Origin of the sequence: Sphingomonas phoenicis (genome assembly GCF_047238005.1) — a bacterium.
GTDB lineage: Bacteria > Pseudomonadota > Alphaproteobacteria > Sphingomonadales > Sphingomonadaceae > Sphingomonas.
The window spans coordinates 39,433-53,496 of the sequence record NZ_JBDFMC010000004.1 but is presented as its reverse complement, the minus strand read 5'-3'; the positions used below and the strand labels follow the sequence as shown (position 1 = coordinate 53,496).

Annotated in this window: 14 protein-coding genes; 9 read left to right on the top strand and 5 right to left on the bottom strand. The window is 62.6% G+C overall.

What is annotated here, in order from left to right:
* The first annotated feature begins 3 nt into the window (after positions 1-3).
* The 9 genes from ABC319_RS18685 (at position 4) to ABC319_RS18645 (ending at position 8,713) form a co-directional block, all read left to right on the top strand.
* Positions 4-717, top strand: a complete 714-nt coding sequence (locus tag ABC319_RS18685; protein WP_413071784.1) for a type IV secretion system protein — start codon at positions 4-6, stop codon at positions 715-717.
* Positions 714-1,019, top strand: coding sequence for a hypothetical protein (locus ABC319_RS18680; RefSeq protein WP_413071783.1), 306 nt, complete (start codon positions 714-716; stop codon positions 1,017-1,019). Before ABC319_RS18685 ends, ABC319_RS18680 begins: the two co-directional genes overlap by 4 nt.
* Before the next feature lie 29 nt (positions 1,020-1,048).
* Positions 1,049-2,053: a TrbL/VirB6 family protein gene (locus ABC319_RS18675; RefSeq protein WP_413071782.1), complete on the top strand. Its 1,005-nt coding sequence runs from the start codon at positions 1,049-1,051 to the stop codon at positions 2,051-2,053.
* 218 nt (positions 2,054-2,271) lie between these two features.
* Positions 2,272-3,141 carry a VirB8 family type IV secretion system protein gene (locus tag ABC319_RS18670; RefSeq protein WP_413071781.1) on the top strand — a complete coding sequence of 290 codons (870 nt, stop codon included), beginning with the start codon at positions 2,272-2,274 and terminating at the stop codon, positions 3,139-3,141.
* Positions 3,138-3,977, top strand: coding sequence for a TrbG/VirB9 family P-type conjugative transfer protein (locus tag ABC319_RS18665; protein ID WP_041043275.1), 840 nt, complete (start codon positions 3,138-3,140; stop codon positions 3,975-3,977). Before ABC319_RS18670 ends, ABC319_RS18665 begins: the two co-directional genes overlap by 4 nt.
* A gap of 1 nt (position 3,978) precedes the next feature.
* A complete protein-coding gene (gene virB10, locus ABC319_RS18660; RefSeq protein WP_413071780.1) occupies positions 3,979-5,175 on the top strand; it encodes a type IV secretion system protein VirB10 in 1,197 nt (398 codons plus the stop codon).
* Positions 5,172-6,182: a P-type DNA transfer ATPase VirB11 gene (gene virB11 / locus ABC319_RS18655; RefSeq protein WP_184116729.1), complete on the top strand. Its 1,011-nt coding sequence runs from the start codon at positions 5,172-5,174 to the stop codon at positions 6,180-6,182. The genes virB10 and virB11 overlap by 4 nt, the downstream gene beginning before the upstream one ends.
* Positions 6,154-7,974, top strand: a complete 1,821-nt coding sequence (locus ABC319_RS18650) for a type IV secretory system conjugative DNA transfer family protein (RefSeq protein ID WP_413071779.1) — start codon at positions 6,154-6,156, stop codon at positions 7,972-7,974. Before virB11 ends, ABC319_RS18650 begins: the two co-directional genes overlap by 29 nt.
* A gap of 1 nt (position 7,975) precedes the next feature.
* A complete protein-coding gene (locus tag ABC319_RS18645; protein WP_041043271.1) occupies positions 7,976-8,713 on the top strand; it encodes an LPD7 domain-containing protein in 738 nt (245 codons plus the stop codon).
* 54 nt (positions 8,714-8,767) lie between these two features.
* Here the strand turns inward: ABC319_RS18645 and ABC319_RS18640 are convergent, their stop codons facing one another.
* From ABC319_RS18640 to ABC319_RS18620, 5 genes are all read right to left on the bottom strand, one after another.
* Positions 8,768-10,591 carry a hypothetical protein gene (locus ABC319_RS18640; RefSeq protein ID WP_413071778.1) on the bottom strand — a complete coding sequence of 608 codons (1,824 nt, stop codon included), beginning with the start codon at positions 10,589-10,591 and terminating at the stop codon, positions 8,768-8,770.
* 59 nt (positions 10,592-10,650) lie between these two features.
* Positions 10,651-11,139 carry an ABC-three component system middle component 2 gene (locus ABC319_RS18635; RefSeq protein ID WP_413071777.1) on the bottom strand — a complete coding sequence of 163 codons (489 nt, stop codon included), beginning with the start codon at positions 11,137-11,139 and terminating at the stop codon, positions 10,651-10,653.
* Positions 11,136-12,224 carry an ABC-three component system protein gene (locus ABC319_RS18630; protein ID WP_413071776.1) on the bottom strand — a complete coding sequence of 363 codons (1,089 nt, stop codon included), beginning with the start codon at positions 12,222-12,224 and terminating at the stop codon, positions 11,136-11,138. The genes ABC319_RS18635 and ABC319_RS18630 overlap by 4 nt, the downstream gene beginning before the upstream one ends.
* 126 nt (positions 12,225-12,350) lie before the next feature.
* The gene (locus tag ABC319_RS18625) at positions 12,351-13,457 is read right to left on the bottom strand and encodes a relaxase/mobilization nuclease domain-containing protein (protein WP_413071775.1); all 1,107 of its coding nucleotides are present in this window, start codon (positions 13,455-13,457) and stop codon (positions 12,351-12,353) included.
* Positions 13,457-13,981, bottom strand: coding sequence for a hypothetical protein (locus ABC319_RS18620; RefSeq protein ID WP_413071774.1), 525 nt, complete (start codon positions 13,979-13,981; stop codon positions 13,457-13,459). The genes ABC319_RS18625 and ABC319_RS18620 overlap by 1 nt, the downstream gene beginning before the upstream one ends.
* Between the last annotated feature and the right edge of the window lie 83 nt (positions 13,982-14,064).

The following is a 14,064-nucleotide window of genomic DNA, read 5'->3' as shown; positions in this document are numbered from 1 at the left end:
GACATGCGTAGACTCAAGGCAATCGCACTCGCGCTGTCAGGATCAGCGCTCACGCTGGCCGGCTCGGCGCACGCGCAGGGCATCCCCGTCCACGACGTCGGCTCGATCCTCCAGCAGATCGAGCAGGTGAAGCAGGGCGTTCAGGTCATCCAGCAGGGCGCCGATCAAATCCGCGAGGCGCAGAAGCTCTACCAAGACCTCAACAAGATGACGGACATCGGCAACGTCGCCCAGCAGCTCAAGAACGATGTGCTGCGCACCAGCAACGTGTCGTCCAGCTCCCTCGACGGCTACACCAACGGCGATCTCAGCGTCGTTGGCGGCCTGCGGGGCAAGGCGAACGACGTCTATCAGGATCTCATCGGGCGCGGCTCGCAAACGATGACGGCCGATCAGCGTGCCGCCTACGAACAGGGTTCACGCGAGGCGGCCGTGACGACGGGCCTGGCCGGCAACGTCGGCGATGCGGTGACGAGCCGGCGCCAGGGCCTCGAGGCGCTGCGCAGCCGCCTCAACAGCGCCAGCTCGGCCGCGGAACGTGCCGATATGTCGGCGCGGCTCCAGCTCGAACAAGCGCAGATGATGAACGATCAGATGGCGCTTCAGGCGATCGAGCTTCAGCGAAGGGCAAAGGCCGAAGCCGGCTATCAACGGTCTCTGGCGTCTAATCGATCGGAAATCGACAAGCTGCGGGCTGAGGCAGGGGTCAACCCATGACCAAAGCTCTTTGGCTCTTCTCCTGCCTTTTGGCGCTGGCGGCATGTGGCACGAAGGAGTCCGACTCCGACCAAGGCAAGCTTCGATCTGACATGCCGCTGCGCACCGCCAAGTATTTCACGGAGAACCAAGGTGAGCTGGCCGAGACAGACGCAGTCTGCACAACATGGAAGGCTTCACAGCGCCCTCCTGCGTCATGGCCTGCAGTAGTCGTGAACAACTGCAACAACGTGGATACCGCAAAGACCTTGCTACGAAACAAGGCCGATACGGATAGGCTTCGCAAAGAGGCAGGCATCTGATCGAGGCTTAGATATCCGGGATCAGCGTAATGGGCTTCAATATCTATACCGCGATGTTCAACCAACTTGACGCCGCATTGGCGGGGGTGGTTGCGGCCTACGCCGGGGTCATCGGTTGGATTTCCGGTCCACTCCGGGTTGGGGTGACAATCTACATCATCCTCCTCGGCTTCGCGGTCCTGCGCGGCGCTGTCGAATATCCGTTTCGCGAGTTCGTCTATCGAGGGATGAAACTTGCCGCGCTCGTGTTCGCGGTAACGACCCTCTACGGCGCGTCAGTCGGCCTTCTCGCCATGAATGGCCTGCCCAGAGAAGTCGCGAACGCCGTAGGCGCGCAAGACGTGAACGGACTTGGCGGCTTCTTCGACGCGATACTCAAGGGTGCGGTTCGCGCCATCGCGAACATTAAAGAGATTGTTCAAACTCACACAACGGAGGAAGGGACGAACCTGGCCGGCATCCCGAATAATTGGGATGAAATCATTGTCAGTGAAATCATCAACGTCGTCATAATGCTGGCTGCGCTGCTGGCGTCGGCCCTCGGTTTCGCAATCTGCGCCTTCGCTCTATTCGCCCTTTCCTTGTTGGCTGCAGTCGGACCTCTCTTTGTCGCCGCTCTCCTATTCGACTCCACACGACCGTTCTTCTTCCAGTGGCTCGGCAGTATCGTAAATTACGTCATCCTCGTTGCCTTCGCGTTGCTAGTGACGGTTTTCATCGCCAACGCGGCCGACGCCTTCATTGACGCGATCACGCAGGATGACTCGCTGATCCTAGCGGCGGTCAAGGCGCTCGGGTTCTACGCCCTCGGGTTCTTCTTCTTCCTTCAGATACCAGGCATGGCTGCGGGCTTGGGCGGCGGTGGCGCATCACTCGCCTCGCAGTTCGCTAACGCCGCGACCGGCGGGATCGCGCCGATGATCGGTCGCGCATGGTCAAACGCTCCACAAAGGGCAGTGAATCGCTGGCAGGCAAATCGCGCCCGCCGAGCGGAAGCGCGGGCTGCCGGCGGCACCCTTTACAACAACAGCTAATCGGAGACCCGGCATGAAGCTCGGTTCGGCCTTAGCCTTTCTCGCTCTCGCGGCTCTTACTGCTCCGGTTCCATCGGTCGCTGCGAAGGACGATAAGCTGCCCCGCTGCAACGGACGGCAGAAGCGTCCTGCAAACCTCTACGGGACGGCTCTTCCATCAATCCCGTCGCGCAACGCAACGTCGGCCGCTGCAGCACCGTCCGCTGGAGGTGTGCCACGTGGCACACCTCAATCAGCCCCAGCGCCGGCGACGAACCTATTCCCACCCGATGAAGCGGCGCCAGCTCCCCGAGGGTCGGACACGTCGCAGGCCAGCAAGGTGCCGGCGATCGGCGCACTCACTCCGAGCGCCGGCCCGACTGCCGCGCTCTCAACCTCCTATGCGAGCTGCTGAGATGGCGATCGGAGTGAAGGACAAAGACGAGGATCTGAAGGCCTATTTCGCGGAAGCGGAAAGCTGGGACCGAGATCGGTTCGTGGCCGCGGTTCGCTCGCGCCGGATCGCGTGGATCGTTGCTATCGTCGCGATCGTGTTCGCGGCGATCTGCGCGGCTGCGGTGCTGGCGCTGTCGCCGCTGAAGACGGTGGTCCCCTATGTCGTCACGGTCGATCGTTCGACAGGCGCAACGGAAGTCACCCAGGAGCTGCGCGGCGACAAGACGATCACCTATGACGAGGCAATCCGTAAGTATTTCCTCGCCGACTATGTGCGCGCTCGCGAAGGGTGGATTCCCCAGGCGCGGGAGGAGTTCTTCCGCAAGGTGCTGTCGCTCTCGGCGCGGGAGGAACAGACCCGTTGGACAGCCTTCTACAAAAAGGACAATCCGGACTCCCCGCAAAACCAGTTCACCGCCAATGACGCGGTGTTCGTGGCGATCCGCTCGGTCGCGTTCATCTCGCCGAACGTCGCGCAGGTTCGCTTCATCAAGAGGCTCCAGCGCGATCAACAGGTGATCGAGACGCCCGCTATCGCGACCATCACATTCAATGTGCTGTCGAAGCCGGAAACGGAAGCCGGTCGATACGCCAATCCGCTCGGGTTTCAGGTGAAGACATACCGGGCCGACGTGGAGGTTCCGACGCGATGAGGACGATCCTGCTTCTGGCCACAGCGATCAGCACCGTGGCGGCAGCGCCGGCACTGGCGCAGACCCCCGCGCAGCACGGTCCCGACGCGCGTATCCGCGAGGTCAACTATACCGACGGGAACGTGATCCAGATCCGGAGTGCGTTCCGGACTGCAACGCAGATCGAGTTCGCGCCCGGCGAGGTCATCAAGTTTGTAGCGATGGGCGACACGGTGTCTTGGGAGGTCGCCCCCGCTGACAACTCGCTGTTCGTGAAGCCGCGCGAGCGGGCTGGCGCCACCAACCTGATCGTCGTGACGGAATTCCAAGGCACCAAGCGCAACTACACCTTCGAGCTGTCGGCCGTCGCGACGGCTCGCTCTCGGGGCACTTTCTTCAAGGTCCGGCTCCGCTATCCGGAATATGAGGCGGCACAGGCCCGCTTGGCGCAACAGCGCGCGCAGCTCGCCGCAGCGCTCGCCGCGCAGAACGGCGCGATCAAAGCCGCGCTGGACATCGGTGTTCTCGAAGGCACCCGGAATCTCAACTACAAGGTCCAAGGCTCGTCGGAGCTGCAACCGTCCGAAGTCAGCGACAACGGGCAGTTCACCGTGATGCGCTTCCCGAACCAGCGCGAGATACCTGCGATCTTCACCGTCAACCCCGACGGTAGCGAGGCCACAGCCTCGTTCGACGTGCGCGACGAGTTCGTCGTCGTCCATGGCGTCTACAAGGAAATGCGTCTGCGCCGGGGCAAGGTGGTGCTGTGCATCTACAACGAAAGCCCGAGCTTCTACGGCCGCGATCCCAAGACGGACACGGCGTCGGAAGCGGTCGAGCGCACGACGGAGAACTGACGTGTCCGATAAGCGATTCGACGTCGACGCGACGCCCGACGTGAACGAGATTGATCGCGCTCCCCCTGCGGCCGATCGCCCGAACCGCATTCCGTCACTGAACGCTGTCCAATGGGACAACAAGAAGATGGTCGTGGGTGCGGCGCTGGCCGGCGCGGTTGTGTTCGGCGTACTGTCGCTCGTTTCCGGGTCTGGTGGCGACAACAAGGCATTGGAAGCCAGGAAGGCCCCGCCCCCGGCTGCCGAGGCGCCCTACGATCCGAACTCCGTCATCGCACCGACGCTCGCGGCCGCGCCCCGCGATCCGAACGCCCCGGTCCAGCTCACCGGCGAGCAAGTACCGGCCATCGGCCCTGACGGTCAGCCGATCACTCCTTACGGATCGGCAGGTGGGCAGCAGCAGAGCCGCGGCGTTAGCGAAGCGGAGCGGCGTGCCAACGAAGCCCGGGAGTTGCGCGACAATGCGCGGCGATCGACGCTGATCGCCTACAATGGCGACCAGACCGCCAGGCGCGTGCTCGGAGACGTCGCCGGCGCCGGCAACCCGCAAGGTGATGGCGAAAATGCGCCGTCCAGGACCAGTCTCGACAACCTCAAGCAGACCTCGGCGATCGGGACTGCCACGGCGCGCATGATCGGCGACCGCAACTATCTCGTCACAGCGGGCGCCATCATCCCGTGCACGCTGCAGACCGCGATGGATAGCAGCGTGCCGGGCTACACGACGTGCATCATCCCTCGGGATGTTTATTCGGACAACGGCCGCGTCGTGCTGCTCGAGAAAGGCACGCGCGTCTTCGGCGAGTACCAGGGTGGGTTGCAGCGCGGCCAAAATCGCCTCTTCGCGATGTGGACGCGGGCGGTCACGCCCCGCGGCGTCGCGATCGACATCGGCTCGCCGGCATCGGACCCGCTTGGTCGTGCCGGCGTCACCGGGAAGATCGATCGGTTCTTCTGGCAGCGGTTCGGCGCCGCAATGCTGTTCAGCGTGCTTGATGCGGGCGGGCAAATCGCCGGCCAGGCCGTCAGCCCGCAGGGCTCGACGGTGTTCCGCACTCCCGGCGACACGACATCGCAAATCCTCAACGACACGCAGCAAATTCGCCCGATCGTGCGCGTCAATCAAGGGACCGAGATGGCGATAACCGTCGCCAAGGATTTCGACTTCTCGCAGGTCTATGGGCTCGGCCTCAAATGAACGCGCCGTTCCGCAACACGGCGATCCTCGATCACGCTGTTCGCCCGCTGCGCCAGTATCTGGATGACGATGGTGTAACCGAAGTCGTCATCAACGAACCGGCGATCGTCGGCGTCGAGCGGCATGGAGGGTGGACCTGGGAGCATGAGGGCGATCTGACGCTCGATGCCCTCAACCAACTGGCCAGGGCCGCAGCCGCGTTCACCTCTCAGGACGTGACGCGCGAGAATCCGATCTGCTCGACGATCTTTCCGACCGGCGAGCGCGTCCAGCTCGTGCTTCCGCCCGTCGTGCCCGACGGCACCGTGTCGATCACGGTCCGCAAGCCGTCCACGAAGACGATGACGATGGCGGACTTCGAGGCGAACGGCCTGTTCGCGGAGACGAAGGTGGCCACCAAGCGGGTCAGCCCCGTCGAGGAACGATTGCTTGGCCTGCTCCATGCGGGTCGGCATGTGGAATTTTTCGAACTCGCGGTTCAGAACCGGCTCAACATTCTGATCTCCGGCGCGACGGGCTCCGGCAAGACGACGTTCTCCAAAGGCCTCATCAAGCTCATTCCAGAAAATGAGCGGCTACTCACGATCGAGGACACGCGCGAGTTGGTGGTGCCCCACAAGAATGTCGTCCATATGATCTACAGCAAGGACGGCACCGGCACGGCCAAGGTGACGGCCAAGGAGCTGCTGGAAAGCGCTCTGCGCATGCGGCCCGATCGCATCCTTCTCCAGGAGCTGCGTGACGGGACTGCGTTCTTCTACCTGCGCAACGTCAACAGTGGCCACCCCGGCTCGATCACGACAATTCACGCGGACTCGGCCGAGCTGGCGTTCGAGCAACTGACGCTGCTGGTAAAGGAGAGCGAGGGCGGCGCGGACCTGGCGCGCGAGGACATCCGCTCGCTGCTGAAAATTCTGGTCGACGTCGTGGTTCAGATGAAGAAGATCGACGGCAAATTCCGAATGACCGAGATCTACTATGATCCGGCAGGGCGCCATGCCGCCTAAAAAGGGCGCCATCCTCGCGCTCGGCATCCCGGTCGGGATTGTGGTCGCCTTCCTCATCACGTCGGTCGTCGCGTGGATCTACCTCGGACTCCCCAGCGCAAAGTTCGACATATTCAAGATGCCGGCGTTCTTCTGGTATTACCGGCATGACCCGGTGGTGCTGAAGGCCCTTGCCGGGGGTGCTCTGGTCGGCGTCATCATCGCCGGCCTGATGCTGTGGTGGGTCGCGAAGCAGAAGCCGCCCCTCCACGGTGCCGCCCGCTTCGCCAAGGAAGGCGAAATCCGCCGCGCCGGCTTTCGCGCCGATGACGGCATCGTCCTAGGTAAGAAGGGTGGCAAGTTCCTCACCTTCGGCGGCAGCGAACATTGCATCGTCGAGGCCCCTACCCGCTCGGGCAAGGGCGTCGGCATCGTCATTCCGAACCTCCTGTCATGGCAGGAGTCGGTCGTCGTCCTCGATGTGAAGCGTGAGAATTGGGACGCGACGGCGGGCTTTCGCAAGAAATACGGCCAAGCGGTTTACCTGTTCAACCCGACCGATCCGGAGGGGCGGACCTCCCGCTACAACCCGCTCGGCTACATCGATCGCACCGATCCCGACCAGGTAGTGATCGAGCTGCAAAAGATCGCAACGATGTTGTTCGTCCCTCCCGAACGTGGGGAACCGTTCTGGACGGACTCGGCGCGGACCGCCTTTGTCGGTGTCGGTGCTTACCTCGCGGTCGCCGACCAACCCTTCACCATCGGCTCGATCTATCGGCTGATGACGACGGGCGACACGCGCGGGTTCTTCAAGCGCGTCCTCGAGGATCGCTCGCTTGCTCTGTCGCAGGGGTGCCGCAACGCCCTCGCCGATTTCACGTCGGGGGCGGACAATACGTTCGCCGGGATCGTCCAGACCGTCACGTCCAAGCTGAGCCTGTGGCTCAACCCCCGCGTCGACGCGGCGACGGAGGAGTGCGACTTCGATCTGCGCGAGCTGCGCACCAAGCGCATGTCGATCTATCTCGGCGTTTCCCCAGACGAGCTGGATCGGGTCGCGCCGCTCTACAACCTCCTGTTTCAGCAGCTTGTCGACCTGAACGTGCGCGATCTGCCCGGTGCCAAGACGCCGCTCAAAGTCCTCGTCATCCTCGACGAGTTCGCGCGGATCGGGCGGGCACAGGTGATCGCCAGCGCCTTTTCCTACGTCGCCGGCTACGGCATCCGGCTCCTGCCCGTCATCCAATCCCGATCGCAGCTCCGCGCCGTCTATGGCGAGCATATCGCCAACGAGATCGTCGCCAACTGCGGCGTCGAGGTCGCGTTCACTCCCAAGGAGCTGCGGGTGGCAAACGAGCTGTCCGAGCGGATCGGCTACGTCGGGCAGGAATCCATCACAAAGTCGCTCACGATCCACGGCGTTCTGGCGAACCGCTCCAAGTCCATGTCGGACCAGCGCCGAGCCCTTCTGCTCCCGCAAGAGCTGATGCAATTTCCGGATAGCGAATTGCTGCTCCTTCGGGGCGGCATACCTCCGATCCACGGCGACAAGATCCGCTACTATGCGGACGGACTCTTTCGTGCGCGTGTCGAGCCGGCGCCGGAAGTGCCCCCGATCCCGCGCACGTTGCGCGACGACGAAGACCTGCCCGACTGCGCGATGCCGACATTCGACCAGCTCACGGACCCTGACCCGTTCACGTTCGCAATGGATTGCGTCGTTACCCAGGATCACCCCGACATGCTTATCGACGTGTCGGCCGAGCAGCGTGGCGACGAGGTCGTTGGTGTAATAGAACAGGAGCGGTGACATGGTTGAAAATGTCGAAGCTGCCGGCGCCGGCAAGGAAGGCGAGGCCCGCCGTAGGCGACCGATGGAAGTGCCGCCTGAGCTGGACTCACGGTTTCTGCGGGTCGGGAACAAGCTTTATCGGAGCGCACACGACAAGCAGCCGGTCGCGACGATCACGCCGGATCGCATCAAGGCCAAGGACCGGGACTCCCTCCCTGACCTGATCCGGCTCGCGAAAGAGAATGGGTGGACGTCGATCAAGGTCAGCGGCGACGCCGAGTTCCAGCGAGCGGCCTACCTCGCCGCCTCCGCACAGGGTATCAAGGTCGATGGCTACAAGCCCGACGACAAGACGAAGGCTGCTGCCGAACGCGAGCAAGCGCGGCAGGCCGGCCTTCCCGACAACCAAGGGCAAACAACGCGGACTGCCAACCAGGCGCGAGACGCGAGAGAACAGCCCGAGCCTCGAACCGATCTGGCGGAGCGGTTTCGCCGGCAGTCAGACGTCCAGAACGCAAAAGATCCGGAGCTGCGGAAGGCCCAAAGCCATGTCGCGCTCGCGATGACGGTTGCAGCCGACCGCTTCCCCAACGACCACGAGAAGCGGCGCGAGTTTGTGGCGGAACGCAAGGAAGATGTCGCGGCGCGGCTCGGTCGCGGCGAGGCCATCGCCGGCATCGAGGTGAAGGCTCGACAGGAGCAACAGGTGCGCGAGATGACCCAGGACCAAGTCTTGCAAAAATCGCGATCCCGGTGACTGGGCGCGAGCACAGCCGGGTGTGCCATGTGGCACACCCTGGCCGTCATGCCCCTAGTCTGATGCTGCAGGCTCCTCGCTTGCCGCCTGGGGCGCCGGGAACAAGCCGGCTCGACCCAACCCCTCGATCCCGGTGAACATCACTGCTTGGGGACTGGCTTTCACGTTCGCAGGGGGATCGGTATTCTCCACGATTAAAACCTGTCGGTCGCTCCCCCAGCTCTCGAAATACGAGTAGAAGTGATCGTTCAGATCCGTGCTGCGGAGGTCGTCCGCCGCTCCGTCAGGCTCCCGGTAGGACAGGAGTGGCGAGTCAACGACAAGGAAGCCGGGATGGGGCGTCTTTTCCGCCACGCAATACTCGAGGAGACCTGTCGAGAACGCTGTTTGCGTGATCGCACGAAGCCCCTTCCCGAATGAGGTACGCGCCTTCCCGTTGATGACAAGGTCGCGGACCTTCATATCGAAGTGAACACGATCCACGCCTGGGAAGTGCCACGCCTTCAACACGTCTCGAACGATGGTCGCAAATCTGTCGGCCGTGCTGGTTGATAGATCGACGTCCGCGGTGCTCGAGCTACCGGATCCGTCTGCCATTTCGCGTTCGAGCTTCGCCTTTCGATCCTCGAAATCCAGCAAGCCCCGATGGACTGCGATGCCTTCACGGACTTCACCGGTCTTGTCCGCGAGCTGCCGATAACTCGAACGGAGCTGCTTCAGATTGGGAGCGACCACCCGATCGATCTCACCTGCCACAGCGGTGAGCCGCTCTTCCAGACGTGGCAGTCGCCGTTCAAACTGAACAGCTTCGTTCCTGAGCGCATCTATCGTGGAATCGAGATCGGCCTGTCGGGACGTGATCTTCGCGATTTCAGCACGAGCCGCAGCGGCGATAAGGCTGGCATTACCCTCGCAATCATCGGTTTGCTTATGCTGGTCTGGAGCAGCCCCGCATAAGGGGCAGTCAACCTCGCCCAAAGCACCAAACAGCGTTCCAGCCTCGGCGATTGCTTCGAGTCGTGCGAGGTCGGATCGATAATGAGCGCCAAGCAGCAGAAAGCGTTCGAGGAGAACCGTGATCTCGGCGAGGCGGTTGCGCCCTTCTTCTACCCGTCGAGCCAGGTCGCGGCGCTCGGTCGACGCGGTGCGGAAGCTTGCTTCCGAAATCGCTAGCTGCTCACTTTGACCTTCCATGGCCGCCTCGAGCTTATCGAGCTGCTCCTGAAGCTCGTCCGACCCCGCGAGATCCTTCACCTGTTTCCGATAATCCGCGATAAGCTGATCGAGCAGCAGGATTTGTGCGTCCCGGGTTTGATCTTCCGGCGAACGCGTCTTGGCTGCGGCAAGCGAGGTGTCGTCCACTCCTGTCAGAAGCAGCTTGAACACCGACGTGTTCGCGGTGTCCCCCATCCCATACCCGCCGTCTGAAAGCGGAGATCTCTGCTGAATAATCTCTTCCTCGTTGATGACCACGAGTCGAGCGAGATTTCGAAAACTGAGGCTGTTCGTGTCTCCCTTCTTATTTCGGCGGACACGCTTGTGCGCCAAGCCCAGCTTCTCAAGCAAAAATGCCGACAGATTATCATCGCGCCTGTCGTTGTGCTGATCGGCGAGTACCTTCCCGTCGATCGACGGCATCTCCTCCGCAAACAAGCCTTCATAAAGGACGAAAGGGCCGCCATCGACGGCGCGGCCGATTGTGAACTGATCGCCTACGGTCGTCTCCATGCCCAAGAGCACATGTTTGTAGCCGACCCGCTCTGGGATGTCGCGAAGCGGGCCCTTACCCCCAAGCATGAAGTCGATCGTATCAACGATGAATGACTTCCCGGTGTTCGACGCACCATAGATCACGTTCATGCCGGGCTTGAACGTCACGACGGCAGGTTTCCGGAACGGGCCATGATAGCTCAACGAGCAAAGGCGCAACCGCACACTCATGCCGCTCCGCCTAAGCTTTGCTCGACATGCTGGAACTCCATAACCCACTGGTCGAAGAACCGGCGCATCAGCTTGTCGAACTCACCGTCTTCATACGAGCCAAGGTGGTCGACTAGCCAAGTGGCTCGGCTCTTAAGCTCCGTCGAATACGGCGATTGCAACGCGTCCAAGAAGGTCTCCGCGAGCTCTCCTGCCTGGTATACGATGCCGTCCTCACGCGCCGATCGAGCGACTAGGTCGCGTGTCATCATCAGGTGCAAGCCGTCCTGCACGATGCTCCGGCGCACCTGCGTAGCTGGCGTCGATATTGGGGTTTCAGGATGAAGATCCTCCGGCCCTCCTAACATCTCGGTATGCACCAAGAGGTAATCGAAGGCCGTCAGACGCTGGATGTCGAGTTCGCGTGGGAATGCCGCGGCGAGAATGGCTACCGCCCGCATCCCCGCCTCGAACGGGCCGTTGAAGGTCAGATTGCCGTTGCTCACGGCTGTGTCCATCGCAGACGATCGTCGTTGGCGAGCTGATGGCAGATCCCGTGACGATCCTTCACGAACGCGCTCGATCCAAGCGGGTGTGCATCGAGCGGAACGGTCTGAGACGCCTGAGTGACAGCCTTTACGCGCTCGAACCCGTCGACGAACGTGCCCTCGGCGGTATCAATGACGCCGTCGTGGATCTCGTCCTGCAGGCTTTCGAATGTGCCAGGGTCGACCTTCTCGCGAAGAAATACCCGGAACGCCTCGGCGTGGTAAAAACTCTCGCGCTGACGGTTCAGGTGATCGCTGAGCGGTTTCCACTTCTTGAGCGCCGCTATGTCGGCGATCGCTTCCTTCTTGTGTTCGGCATACGCGGCAAGAAGGTGCTCAACATAACGTTGTTCGTGACCCTGCACGGCTTCGGGTGGCTTCTCGGGAAGCGGACGCGCAGGTAGCTCCCCGCCAAAGCGCTCGAAGAAATATGGCGTCTTCCGATGCTGCTCGATAAGCTCTCGCGGCGAGATCGCCTTGAAGATCGAAAAATCGAACTCGTCGACGTACGCGGCAAAAGCGCCGGTTAGATCGACACTCTGTGTGCCAGTGATGCTCTCCGCTATGTTCTTCGCCCAAACCTTCTTCGTCTCAGCCTTAAGGTTAGCGGCGTGACCGAGCAGCAAGTTAAGCTTGGTCCCGACGCCGCGCGGCGCGACGAAATAATAGGCGCGTGGCGCAGTGTAGTGGCCGTTAAAGGAGAACCACAGGATTTTCCCAATCTCCGGCCACGCCACGGTTGGTGACAGGGGCTGGGCGTAGTGCTTGCACTGAAAGTTGTCCCAGACGCCGTTCAGGCCGTTTGCGTCGACGAACCCGGCAACGTCGATGCCTTTGTCGCCGCTGCCAGTGAACCGAGCAACCGACTTGTATGATGCGCTGAGCGCGGCCGAGACCCACTCTTCAATGAAGGTTTCCCAGTCGTCGGGGCTGTAGATCATCAGCCGTGCGATCGGGGCGATAGGAGGGCCGCTTTGAAATTGTCCGACGTTCGGGAGGGTTTTAGGCAGCGTTGGGGGCGACACTTCCTTGAAATCAGTCATCCAACCCCCTGCACCCCTTTGACGCGGGCCCTAAACGTCCACTCTCGCGGGTGGAAGAGGTATGCCGTTCTCGACGAATTGTCTCCCGATTCCACCACCGGTCTGGAGGCGTCGGGTCCGTGACGCTCATCGCCGCCTCGACGGAGGTGGAGGTGTGCCACGTGGCACACCCTGCTCCCGTGCCGGTTCGCTCCTGGCTCGCCTTTCCGCATCCCGCACGCGCGCCTCAGCCTCGCGCAGCATCCGATCGGGAACGGTGTCGATGCTGGCCCGCTCCTGAAGGAATTGCCGCACGTCGCGCGCGAGGTTGCGGTCCTCGCGATCGGGGCTGCGGTCGAGCCGTTCGGCCGCTGCCTCATAGCGCCGCTTGGTGTCCTGCCAACGCGCCCGCGTTTTGGACACAAAGGCGGGCTGCTGCGCCTTCCCAAGCGCGATCTGCATCGCCTCGCGCGCTTGCCGTAAATCGGCTTCAGTCGGCTGACGTGAAGCGCCGCTACGTATGCGTGCGCGGAGCTGCGTCAGCGCCATGCTGGTGCCAGCCCTTCCCTGGCCTCGCGTGTAGCGTGGCGTTGCCTCGGCCTCGACACCGCGGCTGCGGAGCGCCTCCGCGAATGCCTCCCGAAAGCGAAACAAATCCTCCCGCCTCGGATCAAAGCGCTTGCGATCAAGGCCCTCGGCCTGGACCGTGAGATGGACATGCGGGCGCGGCGTGTCCGTATGGAGCGCCATCAGATAGTCGTGGTTGTCGCCGATCATTCGCTCGGCCGCCTCACGAACCGCCTGCTTTACGGTCTCCGGATCGGTTCCCGCCGGCATGGAAAACACCATTGCCACGGCCGACACGGTCGTGCCCTGGCGCCAATATAGCGGATCGGACCACTCATCCGCGATCCGCTGCGCGTCCTCCTTCGTCGAGATCTGCTCGCCATCGCGCGTCTCGATCCGGATGTCGCCGTGACGGCCGATATAATCGAGATGTGCAGCGAGATGCTTGGCGCCCTTCTTCCGTCCGGTCACCTTGACGAGCACTTCGGGCGTGCATCGAACGACACGCGCCAGCGTAGCCCGGGCGTCTCCTCGATGATGCGACGCTGCCGGCGATCTAGACGCAAACGGCCCCGTGCCGTTGACGACGTTCCGGGCATATTTGACGTTCGGATCGCTGACGAGGCGCGGCTTGAAGCTCGGCTTCATCGCCTCCCATAATTCGTCCTCGCGATCCCCGAACGGCATCAGTCGGCGACCTCCCAGAAAGCGATCTCACCGCGCAGCACGTCCGCCAGCGAGGCGATCTGCACGTTGATCTCCTCCCGCATATCCGCGATCCGGCGCAGCTCGCGATCGATCTGCAGGCCACTGTCGGCCATCATCGCGGCGTTACCAGCCTTCATCGCCTGATTGAGATTGCGGCCGATACGCTGGAGCTGCATGCGGATCGGCGCCACGGCATCGCGCAAGCCGTCGTCCACGCCGGCCTTTAGCGCGATGTGTCGGCGCACCAGTGCCTTGATCCATCCAGCGCGATCTACGCCCCGCTCGGCCGCGCGATGATCGAGGACGGCCGTTTCGGCGTCCGTGAAGGTGAGCGACACGCGATTGCCGGCACTGTCGGCGCGCGGAGCGATCCGGGGGGCATCGGCTACATGCTTTAAGGCTTGCTGAAGTACGGTGCGGAGAAGCGCGCTGCGCCCTCCCCTGCCCTCGGCCACGGCGTCGAACGCGGCAAGCAGTTCGCGATCGACGCGCGCCGTCAACATCGCTGAATCTTTGGTGGGGGATGCAGATTGCGGCGCGAGCGACATGGCCCTGCAAGGGTAATGTAATACAGTGAACGCAGCAA

Coding starts and splice junctions, on each gene's coding strand:
- ABC319_RS18685 (WP_413071784.1), top strand. CDS start 4: ATGCGTAGACTCAAGGCAATCGCACTCGCGCTGTCAGGATCAGCGCTC.
- ABC319_RS18680 (WP_413071783.1), top strand. CDS start 714: ATGACCAAAGCTCTTTGGCTCTTCTCCTGCCTTTTGGCGCTGGCGGCA.
- ABC319_RS18675 (WP_413071782.1), top strand. CDS start 1,049: ATGGGCTTCAATATCTATACCGCGATGTTCAACCAACTTGACGCCGCA.
- ABC319_RS18665 (WP_041043275.1), top strand. CDS start 3,138: ATGAGGACGATCCTGCTTCTGGCCACAGCGATCAGCACCGTGGCGGCA.
- virB11 (WP_184116729.1), top strand. CDS start 5,172: ATGAACGCGCCGTTCCGCAACACGGCGATCCTCGATCACGCTGTTCGC.
- ABC319_RS18650 (WP_413071779.1), top strand. CDS start 6,154: ATGATCCGGCAGGGCGCCATGCCGCCTAAAAAGGGCGCCATCCTCGCG.
- ABC319_RS18645 (WP_041043271.1), top strand. CDS start 7,976: ATGGTTGAAAATGTCGAAGCTGCCGGCGCCGGCAAGGAAGGCGAGGCC.
- ABC319_RS18630 (WP_413071776.1), bottom strand. CDS start 12,224: ATGACTGATTTCAAGGAAGTGTCGCCCCCAACGCTGCCTAAAACCCTC.
- ABC319_RS18625 (WP_413071775.1), bottom strand. CDS start 13,457: ATGCCGTTCGGGGATCGCGAGGACGAATTATGGGAGGCGATGAAGCCG.
- ABC319_RS18620 (WP_413071774.1), bottom strand. CDS start 13,981: ATGTTGACGGCGCGCGTCGATCGCGAACTGCTTGCCGCGTTCGACGCC.